Origin of the sequence: Salicola sp. Rm-C-2C1-2, from assembly GCF_040196175.1 — a bacterium.
Taxonomy (GTDB): domain Bacteria; phylum Pseudomonadota; class Gammaproteobacteria; order Pseudomonadales; family Oleiphilaceae; genus Halospina.
In genome coordinates, this window is sequence record NZ_JBEFNF010000004.1 from 22,861 (window position 1) to 43,682 (window position 20,822).

The 20,822-nt window shown below is 59.7% G+C and carries 22 protein-coding genes and 1 tRNA gene; 8 read left to right on the top strand and 15 right to left on the bottom strand.

Annotation, left to right across the window (positions count from 1 at the left end; translation table 11 throughout):
- Positions 1-122 precede the first annotated feature (122 nt).
- From ychF to AAF659_RS08640, 8 genes are all read right to left on the bottom strand, one after another.
- The gene (ychF, locus tag AAF659_RS08605) at positions 123-1,214 is read right to left on the bottom strand and encodes a redox-regulated ATPase YchF (protein ID WP_349751332.1); all 1,092 of its coding nucleotides are present in this window, start codon (positions 1,212-1,214) and stop codon (positions 123-125) included.
- A 38-nt stretch (positions 1,215-1,252) separates the two neighbouring features.
- The gene (gene pth / locus AAF659_RS08610; protein WP_349751333.1) at positions 1,253-1,843 is read right to left on the bottom strand and encodes an aminoacyl-tRNA hydrolase; all 591 of its coding nucleotides are present in this window, start codon (positions 1,841-1,843) and stop codon (positions 1,253-1,255) included.
- 24 nt (positions 1,844-1,867) lie between these two features.
- Positions 1,868-2,512 carry a 50S ribosomal protein L25/general stress protein Ctc gene (locus AAF659_RS08615; RefSeq protein ID WP_349751334.1) on the bottom strand — a complete coding sequence of 215 codons (645 nt, stop codon included), beginning with the start codon at positions 2,510-2,512 and terminating at the stop codon, positions 1,868-1,870.
- Positions 2,513-2,624: 112 nt separating this feature from the next.
- Positions 2,625-3,581 (bottom strand): ribose-phosphate pyrophosphokinase, encoded by a 957-nt coding sequence (locus AAF659_RS08620; protein ID WP_095617650.1) that lies wholly within the window; start codon positions 3,579-3,581, stop codon positions 2,625-2,627.
- A gap of 55 nt (positions 3,582-3,636) precedes the next feature.
- A tRNA-Gln gene (locus tag AAF659_RS08625) sits at positions 3,637-3,711 on the bottom strand.
- Between the two features lie 19 nt (positions 3,712-3,730).
- Positions 3,731-4,579, bottom strand: a complete 849-nt coding sequence (ispE, locus tag AAF659_RS08630; RefSeq protein WP_349751335.1) for a 4-(cytidine 5'-diphospho)-2-C-methyl-D-erythritol kinase — start codon at positions 4,577-4,579, stop codon at positions 3,731-3,733.
- Positions 4,576-5,211, bottom strand: a complete 636-nt coding sequence (gene lolB, locus AAF659_RS08635; RefSeq protein ID WP_349751336.1) for a lipoprotein insertase outer membrane protein LolB — start codon at positions 5,209-5,211, stop codon at positions 4,576-4,578. The genes ispE and lolB overlap by 4 nt, the downstream gene beginning before the upstream one ends.
- Complete coding sequence (locus tag AAF659_RS08640) at positions 5,211-7,094, bottom strand: tetratricopeptide repeat protein (protein WP_349751337.1); 1,884 nt, start codon at positions 7,092-7,094, stop codon at positions 5,211-5,213. The genes lolB and AAF659_RS08640 overlap by 1 nt, the downstream gene beginning before the upstream one ends.
- A 69-nt stretch (positions 7,095-7,163) precedes the next feature.
- On the opposite strand from AAF659_RS08640, the gene hemA reads away from it, so the two are divergent.
- Genes hemA through AAF659_RS08660 form a run of 4 tightly spaced genes read left to right on the top strand, consistent with a single transcriptional unit; the run spans position 7,164 to position 11,206 of the window.
- A complete protein-coding gene (hemA, locus tag AAF659_RS08645; protein ID WP_349751338.1) occupies positions 7,164-8,513 on the top strand; it encodes a glutamyl-tRNA reductase in 1,350 nt (449 codons plus the stop codon).
- Entirely contained in the window at positions 8,510-9,601 is a 1,092-nt protein-coding gene (gene prfA, locus AAF659_RS08650; RefSeq protein WP_349751340.1) for a peptide chain release factor 1, read from the top strand. The genes hemA and prfA overlap by 4 nt, the downstream gene beginning before the upstream one ends.
- Complete coding sequence (prmC, locus tag AAF659_RS08655; protein ID WP_349751341.1) at positions 9,598-10,449, top strand: peptide chain release factor N(5)-glutamine methyltransferase; 852 nt, start codon at positions 9,598-9,600, stop codon at positions 10,447-10,449. The genes prfA and prmC overlap by 4 nt, the downstream gene beginning before the upstream one ends.
- Positions 10,450-10,453: 4 nt before the next feature.
- The gene (locus tag AAF659_RS08660; RefSeq protein ID WP_349751342.1) at positions 10,454-11,206 is read left to right on the top strand and encodes a HesA/MoeB/ThiF family protein; all 753 of its coding nucleotides are present in this window, start codon (positions 10,454-10,456) and stop codon (positions 11,204-11,206) included.
- Between the two features lie 13 nt (positions 11,207-11,219).
- On the opposite strand, the gene AAF659_RS08665 is transcribed toward AAF659_RS08660, so the two are convergent.
- Positions 11,220-12,611 (bottom strand): cryptochrome/photolyase family protein, encoded by a 1,392-nt coding sequence (locus AAF659_RS08665; protein WP_349751343.1) that lies wholly within the window; start codon positions 12,609-12,611, stop codon positions 11,220-11,222.
- A gap of 197 nt (positions 12,612-12,808) precedes the next feature.
- Here AAF659_RS08665 and AAF659_RS08670 point away from each other — a divergent pair, with 197 nt between their 5' ends.
- From AAF659_RS08670 to AAF659_RS08685, 4 genes are all read left to right on the top strand, one after another.
- The gene (locus AAF659_RS08670; protein ID WP_349751344.1) at positions 12,809-13,258 is read left to right on the top strand and encodes an ATP-dependent zinc protease family protein; all 450 of its coding nucleotides are present in this window, start codon (positions 12,809-12,811) and stop codon (positions 13,256-13,258) included.
- A gap of 3 nt (positions 13,259-13,261) precedes the next feature.
- Positions 13,262-14,170, top strand: coding sequence for a 30S ribosomal protein S6--L-glutamate ligase (rimK, locus tag AAF659_RS08675; RefSeq protein ID WP_349751345.1), 909 nt, complete (start codon positions 13,262-13,264; stop codon positions 14,168-14,170).
- Between the two features lie 2 nt (positions 14,171-14,172).
- Positions 14,173-15,264 (top strand): succinylglutamate desuccinylase/aspartoacylase family protein, encoded by a 1,092-nt coding sequence (locus tag AAF659_RS08680; RefSeq protein WP_349751346.1) that lies wholly within the window; start codon positions 14,173-14,175, stop codon positions 15,262-15,264.
- A gap of 145 nt (positions 15,265-15,409) precedes the next feature.
- Positions 15,410-16,069 carry a hypothetical protein gene (locus tag AAF659_RS08685; RefSeq protein ID WP_349751347.1) on the top strand — a complete coding sequence of 220 codons (660 nt, stop codon included), beginning with the start codon at positions 15,410-15,412 and terminating at the stop codon, positions 16,067-16,069.
- 68 nt (positions 16,070-16,137) lie between these two features.
- On the opposite strand, the gene AAF659_RS08690 is transcribed toward AAF659_RS08685, so the two are convergent.
- From AAF659_RS08690 to minC, 6 genes are all read right to left on the bottom strand, one after another.
- Entirely contained in the window at positions 16,138-17,523 is a 1,386-nt protein-coding gene (locus AAF659_RS08690) for a PhoH family protein (RefSeq protein ID WP_349751348.1), read from the bottom strand.
- 33 nt (positions 17,524-17,556) lie between these two features.
- Positions 17,557-18,066, bottom strand: coding sequence for a CBS domain-containing protein (locus tag AAF659_RS08695; protein WP_349751349.1), 510 nt, complete (start codon positions 18,064-18,066; stop codon positions 17,557-17,559).
- Positions 18,067-18,069: 3 nt separating this feature from the next.
- Positions 18,070-18,783 carry an START domain-containing protein gene (locus AAF659_RS08700; protein ID WP_349751350.1) on the bottom strand — a complete coding sequence of 238 codons (714 nt, stop codon included), beginning with the start codon at positions 18,781-18,783 and terminating at the stop codon, positions 18,070-18,072.
- A 103-nt stretch (positions 18,784-18,886) separates the two neighbouring features.
- Positions 18,887-19,153 carry a cell division topological specificity factor MinE gene (gene minE / locus AAF659_RS08705; RefSeq protein WP_349751351.1) on the bottom strand — a complete coding sequence of 89 codons (267 nt, stop codon included), beginning with the start codon at positions 19,151-19,153 and terminating at the stop codon, positions 18,887-18,889.
- A gap of 1 nt (position 19,154) precedes the next feature.
- A complete protein-coding gene (gene minD, locus AAF659_RS08710) occupies positions 19,155-19,964 on the bottom strand; it encodes a septum site-determining protein MinD (RefSeq protein WP_349751352.1) in 810 nt (269 codons plus the stop codon).
- Positions 19,965-19,997: 33 nt separating this feature from the next.
- Positions 19,998-20,759, bottom strand: a complete 762-nt coding sequence (gene minC / locus AAF659_RS08715) for a septum site-determining protein MinC (RefSeq protein ID WP_349751353.1) — start codon at positions 20,757-20,759, stop codon at positions 19,998-20,000.
- Positions 20,760-20,822: the final 63 nt, after the last annotated feature.

The window sequence follows — 20,822 nt, forward strand, 5'->3', positions numbered from 1 at the left end:
TCTGCCAAATCAAGCTTATAGCGCAGTGAAATGCAAGGAATGGCGGACAAGAAAAGGCTGAAGGGCGGCGTGGCGTTACCGGGACTGACAGCGCATGGGCTGCCAGTCCCGGTCTGGTGGCGCTAGACGTTAAAGCGGAAGTGGATGACGTCGCCGTCCTGGACGATGTACTCCTTGCCTTCCAGGCGCCACTTGCCGGCTTCCTTGGCGCCGTGCTCGCCGTTGTAGGCGATGAAGTCCTCGTAGCCCACAACCTCGGCCCGGATGAAGCCGCGTTCGAAGTCCGTGTGGATCACGCCGGCCGCCTGGGGAGCCGTGGAGCCAGTGGGGAAGGTCCAGGCGCGGACTTCCTTGGGGCCAGCAGTGAAATAGGTCTCCAATCCGAGGAGGTTGTAGCCGGCGCGGATGACGCGGTCCAGGCCTGGTTCCTCCATGCCCATCTCGGAGAGGAATTCGCTCTTTTCCTCGTCCTCAAGCTCGGCGATCTCGGATTCGATTTTGTTGCAGATCGCGACTACGCCAGCGCCCTCGCGTTCGGCGATGGCGTTCACCGCGTCGAGGTGCGGGTTGTTTTCGAAGCCGTCCTCGTTGACGTTGGCAATATAGACGGTGGGCTTGGCCGTGAGCAGGTGCAGTTCACGGATCAGTGCCTGGTCATCCTCGGACAGGTCCATAGAGCGCACCGGGTCGCCCTCGTTGAGCACCGGCTTAATGCGCTCGAATAGTTCCAGCTGGGCCTTGGCGGTTTTGTCGCCACCCTTGGCGGCGCGTTCGGTCTTTTTGGTGGTGTTCTCGATGGTTGCCAGGTCCGCCAGTGCCAGCTCAGTGTTGATCACCTCGATGTCCGAGGCCGGGTCGATGCTGTTGGAGACGTGCATGATGTCTTCGTCCTCAAAGCACCGCACCACGTGGGCAATAGCTTCGGTCTCGCGGATGTTGGCCAGGAACTGGTTGCCCAGGCCTTCACCCTTGGAGGCCCCTGAGACGAGACCGGCGATATCGACGAACTCCATAGTAGTGGGAATCGTCTTCTCGGGCTTAATGATCTCCGCGATGCGGTAGAGGCGTGGGTCAGGGACGGAGACCACACCGGCATTGGGCTCGATGGTACAGAAGGGGAAGTTTTCCGCATCGATGCCCGCGCTGGTCAGCGCGTTGAAAAGGGTGGACTTGCCGACGTTGGGCAGTCCAACGATGCCGCATTTGAATCCCATAGCCTGTGATCCTTAACGGAGTTAGAAATGAGTGGTGATTAGTCGTATCGGAATGCGTGCAAGCGATTCATGGCTGCGCTCCAATCCCCACGGACAGCGTCCGGCAGGGCGCGCAGGCTTTCCTCCAGCGCCGCTTCGATGGCGCTCATTTCCCGCTTGCCTGCATTGCTGAGTACGTAGTTGATGACCTGCCTGCTGTCGCCGGGATGACCTACCCCCACACGCAGCCGATGGAATTCGCGGCTCCCCAGGTGTTTAACAGCATCCCGCAGCCCGTTGTGACCGCCATGGCCGCCACCCTGCTTGAACCGTGCTGTGCCCGCGGGCAGGTCGAGCTCATCATGGGCAACCAGAATGGATTCGGGCGGAATGCGGAAAAAATCGCTGAGGGCCTTGAGCGAACGACCGCTGTGGTTCATGTAAGTGGTAGGAAAGAGCAGGTGGAGATCCTGCCCCTGCCAATTTACCTTGCTGTGGTAACCAAGGAACTTGCGTTCCTCGCGCAGGGGCTGCCCGGCTTCCCGAGCAAGCATCTCCACCAGCCAGGCACCGGCGTTGTGGCGGGTTCCAGCGTACTTGGGCCCGGGGTTGCCGAGCCCGGCAATGAGCCTGACCGCGTCGGATGCCATAGCAGGGCCTGAAAGGGCGGCTTATTACCCGCCGCCTTCCTCTGAGCCGCTGCCGCCACCGCCAGCTTCCTTGGCTTTCTGGCCCTTGGGCTTGTGCACCGAAACCACGGGCTGATCGTGGTCTTCACCATGCTGCAGGGCCACGATCTCGACGCCTTTGGGCAGCTTGAGGTCGGACAAGTGTACGATCTGTTCGATCTCTACCTCGTTCATATCCACCTCAAGATACTCCGGGAGATCGTCCGGCAGGCAGGTCACTTCGACTTCCATTGCATCGTGGGAGACGATACCACCCTGCAGCTTGACAGCGGGCGCACTTTCCTCATTGAGGAAGTGGACCGGAACTGTGACGTTGATCTTGTGGCCCTTTTCAACGCGCTGGAAGTCGGCATGAGTCAGGATCGGCTTGTAGGGATGACGCTGCAGATCCTTGATGATCACGTCTTCCTTTTTGCCGTCGATGCTCAGGGAAATGATGTGTGTGAAGAAGGCTTCGTTTTCGATCGCCTTTTTCAGGTCATTGTGCCAGAGCGTGATCGGCATTGGATCCTTGCCTTCGCCGCCATAGACGATGGCCGGAATCTTGCGCTCAACGCGACGCAGGCGGCGGCTCGCACCTTTCCCTTTGACGTCGCGCTGGAATGCTTCAAGTTCAAATGATTGTGCCATGGTTCCTCCTGGGCATCCACGGGGCCCGCGACCAGGCTTGGTCCGTGGACGTTTTGAATCGGCCTTTCGGGCCGGTTAACAGTCAATAACGCCGTGCGACCACGCCATCGATCTACTCGATGTTGTAGTCGAACATAGCGCTGATGGATTCCTCGTTGCAGACCCGGCGAATGGACTCCGCGAGCAGGCCCGACATATCGAGGGAGCGGATTTTATCACACTGAGCACCTTTGTCACTCAGCGGAATCGTGTCCGTTACGACGAGCTCATCCAGTCGTGAGGACTGGATATTGTCGATTGCGGGACCGGAGAGAACCGGGTGCACGATGTAGGAACGGACGCTGGTGGCACCGTGCTCTTTGAGCGCATTGGCGGCTTTGCACAGAGTGCCGGCGGTGTCGACGATGTCGTCAACAAGGATGCAGGTCTTATCCTTTACATCACCGATGATGTGCATGACCTGGGAGTCGTTGGCGCGCGGGCGGCGCTTGTCGATGATTGCCAGGTCCGCGTCGAGCAGTTTGGCGATGGCACGAGCCCGGACCACGCCGCCGACATCCGGGGAAACGATGACGTAGTCCTCATTGATATGCTGGCGTTCGATGTCGTCCAGCAGTACGGGCGTGGCATAGATGTTGTCCACCGGGATGTCGAAGAAGCCTTGAATCTGGTCAGCATGCAGGTCGACGGTCAGAACGCGGTCGATGCCGGCACTGGTGACCATGTCCGCGACAAGCTTGGCGGTGATGGAGACCCGGCTGGAGCGTGGGCGACGGTCCTGGCGCGCGTACCCGAAGTAGGGCACGACGGCGGTGATGCGTGCCGCTGAGGCGCGGCGCAGGGCATCCACCATGACCAGTAGCTCCATCAGGTTGTCATTGGTCGGGGCGCAGGTTGACTGCAGGATGAAGACATCACGGCCACGAACGTTCTCGTTGAGCTCAACCGTGGTTTCGCCATCGCTGAATTTCGCGACAGTGGCGTCACCGAGCGGGATATTCAGGCGTTTTGAGACATTGCGGGCCAGTCGGGGATTGGCATTCCCCGCGAACACCATGAGGTTCGACACGATTGGATCCCTCTGCGGTTCGTCTGAGCTTTCGTGCGGTTCGGAAGGAGGAAGATGGCTGGGGTGGCAGGATTCGAACCTGCGCGTGACGGGATCAAAACCCGCTGCCTTACCGCTTGGCCACACCCCATCTGACTCTTTACCTGGCATCAATCCAGTTCACCCAGTTGCGTGTACAGTGGAGACCGGTTTCTGCCCTGGGCTATGAAACCGTTGATGCCTGAGGGTATCTTCGCTAATGCGTCAATGGCTGCAGATTCTGTCTCGAATGGACAAAAAACGCAACCCCCGGTGCCCGTTAATTGGGCTTTTCCGTATCGTTCAAGCCATTCGAAAGCTTGATCCACGGCCGGGTAAATTCGCCGCACAACAGGCTCGCAGTCGTTGCTGAGCCCGTCGCTTCCCTCAAAAGCGGTGCGCATTCTGCGTTTTGGTGTGGTACGTGTCAAGTCAGAAGCACTAAAAATTTTGCCCGTGCTGACTTCAGCGTCTGGCACGAGCACCAGATACCAATGCTCAGGCGGTAGTACCGGTGTCAACTGCTCACCGACACCTTCACCCCAGGCGGCGACGCCATGCACAAATACTGGTACATCCGCCCCAAGCTCAAGTCCCAGGATTGCCAGTTGGGCGCGGCTCAGGCCTGTTTCCCACAGATGGTTGAGCCCCACGAGGGTGGTGGCTGCATCGGAGCTGCCGCCGCCCAGGCCACCGCCGGCCGGCAGTTGTTTGATGAGTTCGATGGTGGCACCCAGGCCGGTACCGGTGCGTACCCGCAGGCTTTGGGCGGCGCGTGTGATGAGATTGTCCGCTGCAGGCAGCCAATCAGGGCCGAAGACGACGATTCTGCCATCGTTGCGGGGTCTGATCCGCAGGTGGTCGCACTGGTCCAGAAACTGGAAAACCGTCTGGAGCTCGTGGTAGCCGTCATCACGGCGTCCGGTAATGTGGAGGAACAGGTTTAGTTTGGCCGGAGCCGGCAGATTAAGGACCTTCACGGGGCTCCTGGCTCCCACCGTGTGATCACAAGCCTCAGGCGTAGTTCATTGCGCGTTGCGGTGAGGGCGTGTGGTACCTCGTCGATGCCCGCTAGGGTAGCATAGCGGCCATAGTGGATTTCCCAGCCCTGCTGGCGCAGGTGGCTGACGCGACCCTGTTGGTCAAAGAACACATCCCCGGGGCTGCTCTGGAGCGGCAGGCCTCGCACCCAGACATAAAGCGCCTCAACGGGGAGTGACCACCCAAGGGTTTCGCGGATCAGGGCGTCCGGGTCATCAGAGAGGTACTGCTGGCCATCGGAATCTGTGATTGTCAGGAAGGTGGGCGAGCCTTCAAGGCGAACGCTGCCCATGCCCATGAACGCCGATGACATCTCGATCAGGAACTGATCGCCGTTCTGGGTCCACTCGCGGATGACCGCTGAGTCATTGCCCTCGTCATGCCGAACGGCCACTTTGCCCTGCAGCGTCCACTGGTTCAGCGTCCTCAGCTGCGCCTTGCGAGCCTGCCAGCCTTCCGGCTGCTCGCGGGTGAGGCTGTCATCAGGGGGTGGTGCGGGTGGCGCGGTCATACAGCCCTGGAGTACAAGACCGATGAGTGTCACGCCAAGCAGCCGTACGGCCTTTGTCATTACAGGGCCTCCGGCTGGAGGTCGAGCGCTTCAAGGATCTCAAGGAGTGGTCCCAGGGCGTCAGTGTTCTCCGTTTCATCCAGGGTGCGGCGCCAGAGTGCGCGCGCTTCGTCCCGACGCTCCGCTGCCCAGAGCACGCGCCCGAGGTGAGCCGCAATCTCCGGGTCCTGGAGACGTTCGTAGGCATCTCCAAGATATGTCAGTGCCTTTTCATACTCGCCCAGGTGATAGTGCAGCCAGCCGGCGCTGTCGAGAATGGCTGGGTTCTCCGGGTCGAGTTCCAGCGCCTGCATGATGAGCTGTTTCGCTTCATCGTAACGCTCAGTGTGCACCGTCAGGGTATAGCCCAGCGCGTTCAGGGCTACGGCATTTTCCGGCTCCGCTTCAAGCACTTTGCGCAGATCGGATTCCATACCTTCGATATCGCCGGTCTGCTCGCGGAGCATGGCACGGGTGTAGCGGATCTCGGTGTTATCAGGGTTGTTTTCCAGTGCATTGGTGGCAACTTGCAGCGCTTTGTCTGTATGCCCCAGATCCAGAAGCAGGTTGATCTCCATCTGCCACAGGCGTGCTTTCTGATCCGGCAGCTGGGAGCGCAGGTTCGCAAGGTTGTTGCGGACTGCTTCCATTTCACCTTTCTCGGCGCGCAGGTAACTGGCACGCGCCAGGGCCTGGAAGAAATGGTTGCCGCTTTGCACCTGGCTGTAATGATGCAGCGCTTCATTGGGGTTGTCGCGTTTGTCCGCGAGCCGCCCAAGATAGAAGTGTGCCTGATTGGTGTGGACACCCTCTGTCAGCAACTTGTTCAAATGGGTCCGGGCTGTATCCAGGTGATTGTTCTCCAGTGCCACCAGTGCCCGTGACAGCCTGAGTCCGGTGGCCTGCGGGAAACGTTCCATAAGCCCTTCGAACTCGTCCTCCGCGGCCTGCAGCTTACCCTCATTCACCAATACACGGGCGTAGAGCGTGCCCAGACGGCGATTGTCCGGGAAGCGCCGGGCCTGCTCGCGCAGGTAGTCAAGGGCTTGTTCGCTGCGCTCCAGATCATGCAACAGCTTGCCCTTGAGAGTGACGGCCGGCTGGTAGTTGTCTTTCTTTGCCAGCAGCGAATCGGTCAGCTCCAGCGCGCGCTCGCTGTTACCGGTGTTGTCATTGAGCAGAGCCAGGCTGTAAGTGAGGGGCGTGGTATCCGGGTGACGCTCATGCAGTTGCCGATAAAGCTCCAGCATCTGCTGCTGTTTTTCAGCCGGCAGGGCCCGCGCCTGATTGGCGAGAGTGTCAAACTGCGTGTCGCCGCCCTGCTCGTGGAGTGTTTCCATGTAGGCGAGTGCCTGCTCCAGATTGGATTCACGCAGTTCTGCCAGTGCCGCGATGCGCAGCGCTTGGGGGTGGTTGGGTTCCACCTTAAGCCAGACCCCGGCGATCTGGCGCTGGGCATTGGTGGCATCCAGCGCTTGGGCAATCTGCATAGCGCGGCGTATGACGCCTGGATCCCGGGTGTCGGCAGCGGATTGGGCATAGTTCATGAGGGTGACGTCGTAGCGGCCCCGCTGCGCCGCCAGCTCCGCACTGAGAAGAGCAAAGAGAACGTCGGGCGGAAAGTCCCGGTATTCGACCTCTTCTGAATCCATGACGGCGGATTCCACGGATTCTTTAACCGACTCGTCGGAGCCACTCTCAGGTGCGTCGGCCGGCTCGTTGGAGACAGACGCGTCGCCGCCATCAGGATCGGTGGCCAGGCTGGAGCAGCCACCCAGAATCAGAGCCAGAGCAAGGACGGGAAGATGGAGCCAGGCGTGTTTCTGCATCTCGAACCCACTACGGTGAAAGGCTTTCAATAATGGCACAGCGCGGTCGATACCCCCAAGGGCGTATAGCCGCATCAGTAGCACTGAGGCGTGTCGACCGTTACACTAGGCAGCGTATAGTTACAGGGGGCTGAATACCAGTCTATGGCGTTGTGGGTTCTGGGCATCAACCATCGCACGGCAAGTGTGGAAAAACGCGAGCGTGTCTCGATCCCGGAGAGCGAGATCGCGTCGGCGCTGCAGAATGCGTTACACCTTCCCGGTATGCAGGAGTTGGCTGTCATGTCGACCTGCAACCGCACCGAGTTCTACGTGGTCGGCGACGAGCACTCTTCTCGCCAGGCCCTGGAGGAGTGGTGGGGGGCATGGCTGGACGTGGAGTCCGAAAGCTTCGAGGAATGCCTCTACGTGCATGAAGACCAGCATGCTGCCCGGCATGTGATGCGGGTGGCTTGTGGCCTGGATTCCATGGTGCTGGGTGAGCCGCAGGTGCTGGGTCAGGTCAAGGAAGCCTATAATCAGGCCCATGCCGCCGGTACGACAGGAACCGTCCTGTCGCGTCTGTTTGAACATGCTTTTTCTGTGGCCAAGCGTGTGCGAACGGACACTGCCATTGGTGAGAATCCGGTTTCCGTCGCCTATGCGGCGGTATCCATGGCGCGCCATATCTTCTCTGATATGCGTCGTAAATCGGCACTGCTGATCGGGGCGGGTGAAACCATGGAGCTGGTGGCCCAGCATCTGGCCCAGGCCGGCGTTGGTGATATGACGGTGGGCAACCGTTCCATCGAACGCGCTGAGCAGCTGGCCTTGCGCTTTGAGGGCAGGGCGGTCACGCTTTCCGCAGTGCCGGATGAGCTGCCGGCGGTGGACATCGTGATCGCCTCTACCGGCAGCCAGCTGCCCATTCTTGGTAAAGGGGCTGTGGAAAAGGCTGTTCGCCGGCGTAAGCACAAGCCCATATTCATGGTGGATCTGGCCGTGCCCCGTGATATCGAGCCGGAAGTGGGGAGTCTGAACGACATTTTTCTGTACACGGTGGACGATCTCCACAGCGTCATCGAAGAAAATCGCCAATCCCGTGAGGGCGCGGCGGAGGAGGCGGAACACCTGGTTCAGGAGGGGGCCTCGGAGTTTATGTACCAGTTGCGGGCACTGGATGCGGTAACCACCCTCAAGCAGTTCCGTGGTGAGGTGGAATCAGTGCGTGACGCGGAACTGGACAAGGCCCTGCGTTCACTGGCCTCTGGGGGCGACCCTGAGACGCTGCTGCGCAGCATGGCCCGCACGCTTACCAACAAGTTCCTGCACCATCCGACTGTTCAGGTTCGTAAGGCCACCGCCGAAGGGCGTGTTGAGGTGACCGACTGGCTCCGGGAGCTCCATGGCATGGAGCCCCTCTCTGGTGAGACCGAAAGCTCTGGCTCCAGTAATGGGTCACACCAGAGCGCGCCAGCCACCCCTACCGAGTCCAGTACCCGGAACCCATCATGAAAGAATCCATTGCGCGACGACTCGACCAGCTGGTGGAGCGTCACGAGGAGATCAGTGCTCTGCTTGCTGATCCCGGCACCATCAGTGACCAGAAGCAGTTCCGTGATCTTTCCCGTGAATTTGCGGAAATTGAGCCGGTTGTCGAAACCTATCGTGCATACCGGCAGGTCAGGGACAACATGGCTGAAGCTGAGGCACTGCAGGGCGACGGTGATCCGGATATGCGTGACATGGCTGAAGAAGAGCTCGCCCGGAGCCGCAAAAGACTGGAGGAACTCGAAGCCGAACTGCAGACCCTGATGCTTCCCCGTGACCCCAACGAGCGTAACAACGCCTACCTGGAGATCCGGGCCGGTGCCGGCGGCGACGAGGCGGCTCTGTTTGCCGGCGACCTGTTCCGCATGTACTCACGTTACGCTGAAAATCAGGGGTGGCGGGTGAGCGTGCTCAGCCAGAGCCAGGGCGAGCACGGCGGCTACAAGGAACTGATCGCGCTGGTGGAGGGCGAGGGCGTCTATGGTCAGCTGCGCTTTGAATCCGGGGGGCATCGTGTCCAGCGCGTGCCCGAGACCGAGTCCCAGGGTCGTATTCACACCTCGGCCTGTACTGTGGCCGTACTGCCGGAAGTCGACGAACCGGAAGATGTGACCATCGACAAGAACGATCTGCGGGTGGATACCTTCCGAAGCTCCGGCGCTGGCGGCCAGCATGTCAACACCACCGACTCCGCTATCCGCATTACCCATATTCCCACGGGGCTGGTGATCGAATGTCAGGAGGAGCGTTCCCAGCACAGGAACCGGGACCGGGCGATGAGTTTTCTCCAGTCCCGTCTTCAGCAAATGGAGCAGGACCGGCGTGAGGCTGAGGAGGCGGATACGCGGCGTAACCTGGTGGGCAGTGGGGATCGCTCCGAGCGCATTCGGACCTACAACTTTCCCCAGGGGCGGATGACAGACCACCGCATCAACCTGACGCTGTACCGGCTGGATGACGTGATCCAAGGCAATCTGGGTGAGATCATCGCAGCCCTCCAGCAGGAACACCAAGCTGATCAGCTCGCGGCTCTGGGAGCGGACTCGGCATGAGTGGGGCGGATCGGGTTGAGGCACTGCTCGATGACGCCGCGTGCCGGCTTGAGGCTGCAGGCATGAGTAATGCCGCTGGCGAGGCGCGCATGCTGCTTGCCCATCAGCTCGGCTGCAGTCCCAGCCGTTTCCGCATCTGGCCTGAAGCGCTGGTGGGAGACGATGACGCCGAAACGTTTCGCACTCTGGTGGCTGCCCGGGCCGGTGGCCGGCCACTCGCTTATATCACGGAAGAATGTGAGTTCTGGTCGCTACCTCTGAAGGTGACCCCTGCGACCCTGATCCCCAGGCCGGATACTGAAACTCTGGTGGAAGCCGCAATAGCCTGCCCTTTGCCAGAGGTGGCGCGGGTTCTGGATGTGGGGACCGGCAGCGGCGCGGTGGCCCTGGCTCTGGCGCAGGAGCGCCCTGATTGGTATGTGACCGCCAGTGAAACGTCGGGTGAGGCCCTGGCTGTTGCTGAGACCAATGCGTCAACCCTTGGGTTGAAGGTTACTTTTGTGGAAGGCGATCTCCTGGCACCTTTTCATGAGACAGATGCCTGGGATCTGATTGTCTCCAATCCGCCGTATGTTGCAGCAGATGATCCGCATCTGTGCTGTGGCGATCTGCGTTATGAACCCCAGAGTGCGCTGGCCGCCGGTGCTGATGGGCTGGATGTGATCCGGCCGCTGGTGGCCGGAGCGCTGCAACGGCTCGCGCCGGGCGGATGGCTGCTGCTGGAACATGGGTATGATCAGGCACTGGCCATAGCGGCTCTGCTGAAAGAGGCAGGGTTCGGATCCTGTTTTATGCAGCATGACCTGGCCGGGAATCCGCGGGTCAGCGGCGGAAGGCGTGAGGACTGATGGCATGAGCTCACTCACTGATTCGGATCTGCAGCGTTACAGCCGCCAGATCCTGATGCCCGAGTTTGATGTGGCTGGACAGCAGGCCCTGGCCGACAGCCGTGTGCTGGTTGTGGGCGCTGGTGGGCTGGGTTGCCCGGTGGTGCTCTACCTGGCGGCAGCTGGAATTGGGCACATTGAGCTAGTGGATGATGACCATGTGGAGCTGGCCAACCTGCAGCGTCAGATTGCGTTTACTGAAGCGGATATTGGCCATTCCAAGGCGCAAGCACTCGCTGCGCGGGCGATGGCGCTTAACTCCGGCGTCACGATTGAACCGATTGAGGGGCGGGCGAAACAGCGCTGGCTTTCCCGCGCGGCGACCCGGAATCATCTGGTTCTGGATGCCACCGACAACTTCCAGACTCGGTTTTCGGTGAACCAGGCGTGCGTGGATGCGGCCGTGCCCCTTGTTTCCGGTGCCGCCATCCGTGCCGAGGGCCAGATTGCGGTTTTTGACCCCGGCCAGGCCGGCGCTCCCTGCTATCAGTGCCTGTACTCGGATGTGGGCGAGGCCACGCTGAGCTGCTCCGAGTCGGGCGTGATCGGGCCGCTGGTGGGAATGATAGGCGCGACCCAGGCGATGGAGGCCATTAAGCTGCTGGCGGGTGTAGGTGAGTCGCTCACGGGCCGCCTTCTCCTCCTGGACGCCTGGCGCATGCAGTGGCGCGAGGTGCGAGTTCCCAGGGATCCCGCCTGCCCCATCTGTGCCAGCTGACCCTCTGACTGGCTTAACCGCTACCCTGTGCCTTGAAGCGCTCAATCGCCTGTTTGCGGCTCTCCTTGAGGTCCACGATGGGGGCGGGGTAAGTCGGCACCGCCCCATAGGGGTTGAACAGCTTCTTGCTCTCCAGGTGGGCGATTTCCGGCACCCAATGCCGGATGAAACCGCCCTGCGGATCAAAGCGCTCGCTCTGGGTTACCGGGTTGAAGATGCGGAAGTAGGGGGCTGCATCCGTGCCGGTTGAAGCGCTCCACTGCCAGCCGCCGTTGTTCGAGGGCAGGTAGCCGTCCACCAGCTGGCGCATGAAGTACTGCTCACCCAGCCGCCAGTCCACGAAAAGGTTCTTGGTCAGGAACATGGCGGTGACCATGCGCAGGCGGTTATGCATCCATCCCGTGGTGTTCAGCTGGCGCATGGCGGCGTCCACCAGCGGGATACCGGTATGGCCGGCTTTCCAGGCCTCAAAACGCTCATCCGCAGGCTCCCAGGGCAGTGCCTCGGTTTCCGTTTTGAAGGCCTGATGGCGCGAAAGGCGCGGGAAATGGTAGAGCAGCTGGATGTAGAAATCCCGCCAGGCGATCTCATTGAGCCAGGTTCGCCCAGCGGTTGCGGGCGAGGGGTCTCCCGTACGTTGTTGCACCGCTATCAGACACTGGCGTGGGGATAGAATACCCAGTGCCAGATAGGGAGAGATCATGCTGGTCGCTGGGTTGGCGGGGTAGTCCCGCTGGTTGGCGTATTCGCGGAGGCGCTGGTCAATGAAACCATCCAGAGCCCTGTGCGCGGCGCTTTCGCCGCCGTCCAGCCAATCCACCCTGGCGCTGCGCCATTCAGAGAGCTCGGGGATTACCGGCGGTGTCACCGGTTTACCCCTCGGGCCCGGTGCCGGGTGCAGCTGTGGCGGATGGCTTTCGACCCACCGCCACCACTGGCGCGAATAGGGGGTGAAGACGGTGTAGGGGGTACCGTTGCCGGTTTTCAGCTGATCCACCGGTACCACCGTCTGGTCACGGTAGATATTGAGTGTGATGCCTTCATTATTCAGCACACGGGTCAGCCGATGATCTCGTGAGCGCTCATTGACGGCGTATTCTTCGCCGGCGTGGATCCGTGTGATGCCGCGTTCCCGGCACAGGGCCAGCAGTGCTGCGTCGGTGTCCGCGAACTGGTCAATGGTGCGGATATGCAGGGCAATCCCGAGCTCCGCCAGATCCTGCCCAATCTGCTCCAGGCTGCGCAGCACAAGCTCTGTGCGGTTGGGCGACCAATCATGCTCGGCCCACTGCTTCGGGGCGGCCAGGAAGCATGCTTCCAACGGGCTATCGCCGGAGCAGGCTGCGGTTACCGCCGGGTTGTCGCCTAGGCGTAAGTCATTGCGGAACCAGATGAGTTCGGTCACGGTCACTCCGGGTCTAAGTCTATGGTACTGGGTTGTTCGCTGAAACAAGCGCTTTGGATTATAGTGACACGCAATCCGTTTTCAGGAATCCCTATGGTGCCACCCCGAACAACAGATGACACTGCCACCTCTGTGATTGCCTGGGGTGCGCTGATGCCAGTCTCCATTCAACAGGATCAGGACAAACAATGACGGACATGGCACAGACACATGACCTACAATGGGTAGGCTGGCGAGAGTGGGTGATGATGCCGGATCTTGGCATACCGCGCCTGCGGGCCAAGGTCGACACCGGGGCAAGAACCTCCTGCCTGCATACCTTTGATCTGGAGGCCTACGAGCATGCGGGTGAGCGCCGTGTGCAGTTCTGCGTGCACCCCAGTCGCCGCAATCTGAACCGGGTGATCCGTTGTGACACCCCATTGTTGGACGAGCGTGTCGTGACCGATTCCGGGGGGCACCGGGAAATGCGCTATGTCATCCTGACGCCCATGCGCATGGGGCCCTGGTGCTGGCCTGTCGAGATGACGCTCACCAATCGCGATACAATGCGTTTTCGAATGCTGATCGGCCGTACAGCCATGAAAGAGCGTCTGTGTGTGGACCCTTCCGCCTCTTTCCTGGCCGGTAAACCGCATGAGGAGTAATCAATGAGAATTGCCATCATGTCGCGCAATAAGCGTCTCTATTCCACCCGCCGCCTGGTGGAAGAGGCCAAGAAACGCGATCACGAGGTGCAGGTGCTGGACTTTCTGCACTGTTATATGAACATTACGCCGGCCAGCCCAACCATGCACTATCGGGGTGAAAAACTGCCGGAGTTTGATGTGGTGATTCCCCGGATTGGCGCCTCGGTAACCTTCTACGGGGCCGCGGTGCTGCGCCAGTTCGAGATGATGGGCGTATTTCCGGCGAACGAGTCAGTGGCCATCACTCGCTCCCGGGATAAGCTGCGCTCGCTTCAGCTGCTGGGGCGCAAGGGGCTGGGCATGCCGATCACAGGCTTTGCCAGCAAGCCGGACGATGTACCTGACCTGATTCGGATGGTCGGCGGTACCCCCGTGGTCATCAAACTTCTGGAGGGCACCCAGGGCATTGGTGTAGTGCTGGCGGAAACGCGCAAGGCGGCAGAGAGCGTGATCGAGGCCTTCATGGGTCTGAAGGCGGATATCCTGGTGCAGGAATACATCAAGGAGTCGGCGGGCGCGGACATCCGCTGTTTCGTCCTCGGAGACAAAGTGATTGCGGCCATGAAACGCCAGGCAAATGAGGGGGAGTTCCGTTCCAACCTGCATCGCGGTGGCCAGGCATCTCTGGTGCGCATTACGCCTACCGAGCGTAAGACGGCGGTGATGGCAGCCAAGGCCATGGGTCTGAATGTGGCCGGTGTGGACCTGCTGCGCTCCAGCCGCGGGCCCCTGATCATGGAGGTCAACTCCTCGCCGGGGCTGCAGGGCATTGAAGCGGCCACCAATAAAAACGTGGCAGGCATGATCATCGACTTCATCGAGAAGCGGGCTCGCCCCTGGCGCACCGCCACCAAAGGGGCGAGGGGCTGAGCATGGCGAAACGCGCGGCTTTCCGTCTGGGCGGTGAACGGATTCCCGCAGGGGAGCGCCTTCAGGTAGAGGTGCCTATAGGGCGTCTCTACACCCAGACCCCGTTGCATATTCCGGTTGAGGTCATCCATGGACGGCGCCCCGGGCCTACGCTTCTGGTCTGCGGCGCCATTCACGGTGATGAAATTAATGGCGTGGAGATTGCCCGCCGTCTGCTGCGCACCACCAGTCTCAAACGTCTGCGCGGCACGCTGCTGGTGGTGCCCATCGTCAACGTCTTCGGTTTCCTGCACCAGTCGCGCTATATGCCGGACCGCCGGGATCTCAATCGTTGCTTTCCGGGCAGCGAGAAAGGCTCTCTGGCCGGGCGTATCGCCTATCTGTTCCGGACCCAGGTTCTTGATCTCGCAACCCATGTGATTGATCTCCATACCGGGGCCAGTCACCGTTTTAATCTGCCCCAGATCCGGGCGGAGTTGCGTAATCCGGTGACGGCGGATATGGCGGAAACCTTCGCCGCACCCATCGTGATCAACGCGTCTCTGAGAGACGGCAGCCTGCGGGCCTGCGCTGATTCTGCCGACGTTCCGGTGATCACCTATGAAGCAGGCGAGGCACTACGGTTCGATGAAGTGGCTATCAACACGGGTGTGCGCGGTATTCTGCGTGTCATGCGCATGCTGGAGATGCTGCCCAGTCGGCGGCGGGGCCGGCACCGTCCTGCCAAGCGCTCCGAGGTAGCCTCAAACTCCACTTGGATGCGGGCCGAGACCGACGGCATCATGCGTCCTATTGCGGGGATTGGTCATCGGGTGAGGGAAGGTCAGCGCCTGGCGGTTGTCGCCGATCCCTTCGGGCGACTGGAGTCGTCCGTTACCAGTAGCGTTAATGGCATCATCATTGGCATGAACAATCTGCCCATGGTCAACGAGGGTGAAGCCCTCTACCACGTGGCGGTGTTCGATGAGCTTGATGAGGCCATGAAGACCATGGACGCTTTCCGGGACCGCTATAAGCCGCTTCAGGGCGAGGAGCCCATGGCGGACCATCCCTGGGATAATGATCTGGGCCAGGAAAGCAACAACAGCGATTAATAAGTGTCGGCTTAGAATGGCATGTTGGTGCTTTCTACAACCTTTCAAGCGTAAATTTCTTTAAAAACAAAAAGGTTCTGTTGACTCTTTTTTTAAAGTTAAATAATTTTAACTCGTAATTGATAACGTAGTTAAAAGGATTCGTATGAAAAAGCTTTGTTCAACAGTAATTGTTGCTCTCCCGTTGGTTCTCTCTGGTTGCGGTACCCTTAATTCCGCTCTTATGGACGAGAAAACTAATAGAGAAATGTTCCACGTAATTGACATCAAAACTGATGCAGGTATCGATACAATTACAAGGCCGACAGTGGATGGTATCGGGAAAAACGTAAATGATCTGACTGAGAACTATCCGATCCCACCTCAAGAGGTTCCTAAAGAACCCGGTAGATTCTCGGTTGAGGACGCGTTTGAAGGAACCAACATGAGCGCACTCGCAAAAATGAGTGGGGGGATGGGTCCAAAAACCGTTGAGTGCGACGGAGCGGTTTGGACAGGTAAGGCGATCCGTGATGTTGATACTGCAATAACTCAAGTGAACGCTTGCCTCTGGCAATATCGGGAGGGGTATCACCTTGATTTTTACATGGCGATCAGAGAACAGGATGTAAATTTCATTCAGTCAATGGTCGCGAGCGGTGTCGAGGCTACTTTGGGTACCCCGGAAGAGTGGGCAAACCAAATTGTTCTTGATACCACTGAAGCAATCGCCAACGAAGTCGAAGGGGCCGAAATGGCTCATGTCCAGGGTAGGCCTGAGCTGGATAAAGAGGTTCCTTGGATCTCCCAACAGTTAAATCGTTGACGTAATCTTGTCGTGTTTTGAAGGGCGATCCATTTGGGTCGCCCTTTTTCTTTTCACCTGGGTTTAGTTTAAAGGTGTTCTTCAGCGTACTCCGCCAGGGGTGAGCGGGGGACGCCCTGAAGGTGGATGTGGCCGCCGTGCTTGAAGCCCTTGAAGCGTTCGGTCATATAGGTGAGGCCGGAACTCAGGGAGTTGAGGTAGGCCGTGTCGATCTGGGAGAGGTTACCCAGGCACACCACCTTGCTGCCGGTGCCCGCCCGCGTGATGATCGTCTTGAGTTGGTGCGGCGTCAGGTTCTGACTCTCGTCGATGATAATCAGGCTGTGCTGGAAGCTGCGCCCCCGGATATAGTTCAGTGATTTGAACTGCATGGGCACCTTGCTGAGGATGTAGTCAACGCTGCTGGTCATGTTCTCATCATCCTCGTGCAGCGCCTCGAGGTTGTCCACGATGGCGCCCAGCCAGGGTTCCATCTTTTCGGATTCGGACCCCGGCAGAAAGCCGATATCCTCATCCAGCCCCTGGGTGCTGCGGGTGGTGATGATGCGTTTGTAGGTCTTGCTCGCCACGGTTAGCTCAATGGCCGCGGCCAGAGCCAGAATGGTCTTGCCGGAGCCGGCGGAGCCCGTGAGGTTCACCAGATGCACATCCGGATCCATCAGCAGCTCCAGCGCCAGTCCCTGGTAGACATCGCGCGGTGACAGGCCCCAGACCTGCTGGTGCATGAGGTCATCCTGAAACAGATCCTTCACTACGATCCGCTCTGAATCGGTCTCTGTAATCCGGCCGATGAACCCCTGTTGGTCCAGGATGAACTCGTTGATCTGGTAAGCCGGCATGGCTTCGTTGCGCGGGATCAGGTGTTCCGTGATGCCCGCGCGCTGGACCGTTTCCACTTTCTCGATATCATCCCAGAAAGAGCCCTCGAACTCGTGGTAGCCGGTGGGCAGGTAACGTACGTCGTCCACCAGCTGGTCGGTCTGGTAGTCCTGTGCTTCCAGGCCGCAGCCACGCGCCTTGAGGCGCATGTTGATGTCCTTGCTCACCAGGATGATGGTTTTTTCGGAGTGCTGGCGTTGAAGCTGCGCGAGAAGGTTGATGATGCGGTTGTCGGCGAGGTGGTCCGGAAGGCCGTGCTCAGCGTCGTCCTGGGCGCCCATGGCGATGGACACTGTGCCAAGGGGTTCCGATTTTTCGCCGCGGCGGATAGGTACGCCATTGTCGATGTCGTGCGGATCGGCATCGCCAATGAGCCGGTCGATTGTTCGGATGGCCTGGCGGCAGTCGGCGGCAACGGCCTGTTTGCCGTTTTTCAGCTGGTCCAGCTCTTCAAGCACGGTCATGGGAATGACCACATGGTGCTCTTCGAAGCTGAGGACGGCGGTCGGGTCGTGGATCAGGACATTGGTGTCAACAACATAGGTTTTGATCTGGGGCTGGTCTTCCCGCGGCATGGGTTCGGTTACCTCAGGGCCGGTTGCAGGGCATCAGGTGGAGGTGCCGGATCCGTCGCCATCGAGACAGCGTCGGGTAAGTCCCGGTTCCGCCACCAGTTTGAGCATGTCATAGGTGGTGATGATGCCGGTGATGGTCTCCCTATCCGTCACGAAGATACGGTGCAGATGCTCGTCCATCATGATGTCGGCGATGGTCTGTACGCTGGTCTCAGCGTCTACAGACATCACGCTAGGGGTCATGATGTCATGAACCTCCACGGGCGTGCGAGTCATGCCTTCAAGCATCATCTGGCGGATCTGGCGGGCTTGCTGTTTCTCAGTTTCCGACAGCTCTTTTTCCGGTTCGCCGCTGACCTGGTTCCAGCGGAACTCAGCAATGTCCTTGAGCGTTACAATCCCAATGATGTGTTCATCATTATCGCACACGGGACTGCCGGTTATTTCGTTCTCCGTCAGGAACTCAGCCAGCTGCTGCATGGTCCAGTCCTGGGGAACTGCTTTCACGCTGGGCGTCATTATCTCGCGCGCAATGACCGTCATGACTCAGCCTTCCTCTCCAGTATTGACTCCGGGAACAATGCCGGTGATCCGCCCTTCGTCATCAAACACGAGTTTATGGCCCTGGTAACGTTCTTTCTGAACAACGTTGTTCAGCGTTTGGAGGGATTCATAGGGGATGTCCGTGGCCAGGCGGTTGACCAGCCAGTTGGGAAGGGAACCACCGGGCGCCGCGTGCTGGTACCAGACGATGCGGGTATGGCTGTCGTCTTTCCGGAAAAATTCGTAGACGGTGGAGGACTTGGGCATGCGCACATAATCGTCTTTCTTTTCGACCATGCCCTCGACTGACTCCATCTCGATGATGATGTGGTCCCGGCTTTCGCCCGTGTGAGCTTTAATGTGGAGTACATAGTCGCGATCGCTGACCGGCCAGGGCATGTCGTTGATGGAGTAGGTATAGCGGTCACGGAAGGTGCCGCCTGCCAGGTTCTTCGCATGCGCGCACTGGTGGACCCATTCCGTGCATGATTTGGGGTTGGCCATGACGGCCATGACTGCTTCCAGGGGGGCATCCAACACCATTTCCGCGCGGAAGGCATCGATGCGCGAGCCCTTCAGATTACGGGTATGGATCTCAATGCCATCCGAATCAACTGCTTTTTCCCAGTTCTTATCGTTGGTGGGAACTTGAGCGTGGACAATGGTGGTGGCCAGCACCATGGCAAGTATGAGAACAGCAGTCAGTGCGTATCGCATCAGCACATCCGGGCAGCGGGAAGAGAGCTTGACGGTAACAGGGCTGGCGGGCCGGTTCTGTCGATTTCTCCGCAGCATGAACCGGCCAGCGCCCAGCAGGTCTTTACTGGGGGTTAGTGATCTCCTCGGGAAGAGTAACGTTGAGTTCCAGCACTGAACAGCTGTCATTGCGGTCCAACTGGACCTGGACCTGGTCGTCGCGGATGGCCACGTAGCGCCGGATCACTTCCAGAAGCTCCTGCTGGAGCTCAGGCAGGTAATCAGGCTGTTCACGGGTGTTGCGCTCGTGCGCGACGATGATCTGCAGCCGTTCCTTGGCGATGGACGCGGACGACTTTTTCTTGGTTTTAAAATAGTCAAAGAAACTCATATCAGCCTCCGAACATGCGCTTGAGGAAGCCTTTCTTCTGCCCGTCTAGAAACCGCAGGGGGCGTTCCTCGCCCAGCAGTCGAGCCACTGCGTCCGCGTAGGCACAACCGGCCTCGCTCTCGTCTTCCAGAATCACCGGTGCCCCCTGGTTGGAGGCGTTGAGGACTGCTTGGGATTCCGGGATGACACCCAGAAGGGAGATGCTCAGGATATCGTTGACGTCCTCAATGGAAAGCATTTCACCCCTTTCAACCCGCTCATGGTTGTAGCGTGTAAGCAGCAGGTGTTCCTTTACCGGCTCCATGCCCTGTTCCGCACGCCGGGACTTGCTCTGGAGAATCCCCAGAATGCGATCCGAATCGCGTACCGAGGAAACCTCGGGGTTGGTGACCACAATGGCTTCGTCCGCGTGGTAGAGCGCCATCAGGGCCCCATGTTCAATGCCCGCCGGCGAATCACAGACGAGATAGTCGAAGGTTTCGCTCATTTCGTCGAGAACCTTCTGCACCCCTTCGGCGGTGAGTGCCTCTTTGTCCCGCGTCTGGGAGGCCGGGAGGATAAACAGGTTCTCGACCCGCTTGTCGCGGACGAGTGCCTGGTTGATGGAAGCCTCGCCCTGAATGACATTGACGAAGTCGTAGACCACACGACGCTCGCAGTTCATGATGAGGTCGAGATTGCGCAGGCCCACATCGAAGTCGATAACGGCCGTGTTGTAGCCGCGCTGAGCAAGGCCGGTGCTGATGGAGGCGCTGGTGGTGGTCTTGCCCACCCCGCCCTTGCCGGATGTCACTACTATGATTCGTGCCAAGGTTGTTGTCCTGTTTGCTGTTCTGTCGTTCCGTTAACGGGTTAGCGGGTCCGCTGTCAGTACTTGGCCCTCAAGCCGGATCCTGGCCGGCGTCCGCCAGTCATCGCCCTGGAGATCCTCAGAGATTTTATAGTGCCCGGCTACGGACACAAGCTCCGCCTCCAGCGACTGGCAGAAGATGCTCGCGCTGGTGTCGCCGTGTACACCGGCAAGCGCCCGCCCGCGCAGCGGGCCATAGATATGGATGTGGCCGGCGGCAAGCACCTCCGCTCCCGCGCCAACCGGCGCCATGATAATGAGATCGCCCTCCGGGGCATAGACCTGCTGGCCCGAGCGTACTGGCTGAGTGACAAGCCGCCCGGGGCCGATTGCGCTGCTTTGCGCCGCCGCTGCAGCCGGCTCTTGGGGCGTTGATTCGGCCGGTTCCGGCTCGGGGGCAGGCCGGGGAGCACTGGTCCGGCTACCTGGCAGCCACGCAAGAGCGGCATTGCGAGCCAGACGGCGGACGTCATCATTACCACCGCGCACACCCAGAACCTGAATGGAGTGGGTGCGACAGATGCCTATGAGCTGGAAAAAGTCCAGGTCGGCAACATTGCCTTCGTAGTGGTCAAGGCCGATGACCAGGGGGAGATCACGGAAAAAATTGGGCGCCTGTCGGATTTTGTCACGCAGGGTCTGCTCCAGGGTATCCGGGTCGAAATGGTACAGCTCCATGACGGTCAGCGTCTGGCTGGCATCGCGCAGCTCAAAACAGGCGCGGTTTTCGGTTGCCGTGGCGGCGGGTTCGCTCATCGGGCTATCCTTTACTGGGGGTTCGCTATCCTGACACGGGCTCCATCCCGTCCTAAGATACAG

Excerpts from the sequence above, each read along its gene's own strand:
- ychF (WP_349751332.1), bottom strand. The coding sequence starts at position 1,214 with ATGGGATTCAAATGCGGCATCGTTGGACTGCCCAACGTCGGCAAGTCC.
- pth (WP_349751333.1), bottom strand. The coding sequence starts at position 1,843 with ATGGCATCCGACGCGGTCAGGCTCATTGCCGGGCTCGGCAACCCCGGG.
- AAF659_RS08615 (WP_349751334.1), bottom strand. The coding sequence starts at position 2,512 with ATGGCACAATCATTTGAACTTGAAGCATTCCAGCGCGACGTCAAAGGG.
- lolB (WP_349751336.1), bottom strand. The coding sequence starts at position 5,211 with ATGACAAAGGCCGTACGGCTGCTTGGCGTGACACTCATCGGTCTTGTA.
- AAF659_RS08640 (WP_349751337.1), bottom strand. The coding sequence starts at position 7,094 with ATGCGGCTATACGCCCTTGGGGGTATCGACCGCGCTGTGCCATTATTG.
- hemA (WP_349751338.1), top strand. The coding sequence starts at position 7,164 with ATGGCGTTGTGGGTTCTGGGCATCAACCATCGCACGGCAAGTGTGGAA.
- prfA (WP_349751340.1), top strand. The coding sequence starts at position 8,510 with ATGAAAGAATCCATTGCGCGACGACTCGACCAGCTGGTGGAGCGTCAC.
- prmC (WP_349751341.1), top strand. The coding sequence starts at position 9,598 with ATGAGTGGGGCGGATCGGGTTGAGGCACTGCTCGATGACGCCGCGTGC.
- AAF659_RS08660 (WP_349751342.1), top strand. The coding sequence starts at position 10,454 with ATGAGCTCACTCACTGATTCGGATCTGCAGCGTTACAGCCGCCAGATC.
- AAF659_RS08670 (WP_349751344.1), top strand. The coding sequence starts at position 12,809 with ATGGCACAGACACATGACCTACAATGGGTAGGCTGGCGAGAGTGGGTG.
- rimK (WP_349751345.1), top strand. The coding sequence starts at position 13,262 with ATGAGAATTGCCATCATGTCGCGCAATAAGCGTCTCTATTCCACCCGC.
- AAF659_RS08680 (WP_349751346.1), top strand. The coding sequence starts at position 14,173 with ATGGCGAAACGCGCGGCTTTCCGTCTGGGCGGTGAACGGATTCCCGCA.
- AAF659_RS08685 (WP_349751347.1), top strand. The coding sequence starts at position 15,410 with ATGAAAAAGCTTTGTTCAACAGTAATTGTTGCTCTCCCGTTGGTTCTC.
- AAF659_RS08690 (WP_349751348.1), bottom strand. The coding sequence starts at position 17,523 with ATGCCGCGGGAAGACCAGCCCCAGATCAAAACCTATGTTGTTGACACC.
- AAF659_RS08695 (WP_349751349.1), bottom strand. The coding sequence starts at position 18,066 with ATGACGGTCATTGCGCGCGAGATAATGACGCCCAGCGTGAAAGCAGTT.
- AAF659_RS08700 (WP_349751350.1), bottom strand. The coding sequence starts at position 18,783 with ATGCGATACGCACTGACTGCTGTTCTCATACTTGCCATGGTGCTGGCC.
- minE (WP_349751351.1), bottom strand. The coding sequence starts at position 19,153 with ATGAGTTTCTTTGACTATTTTAAAACCAAGAAAAAGTCGTCCGCGTCC.
- minC (WP_349751353.1), bottom strand. The coding sequence starts at position 20,759 with ATGAGCGAACCCGCCGCCACGGCAACCGAAAACCGCGCCTGTTTTGAG.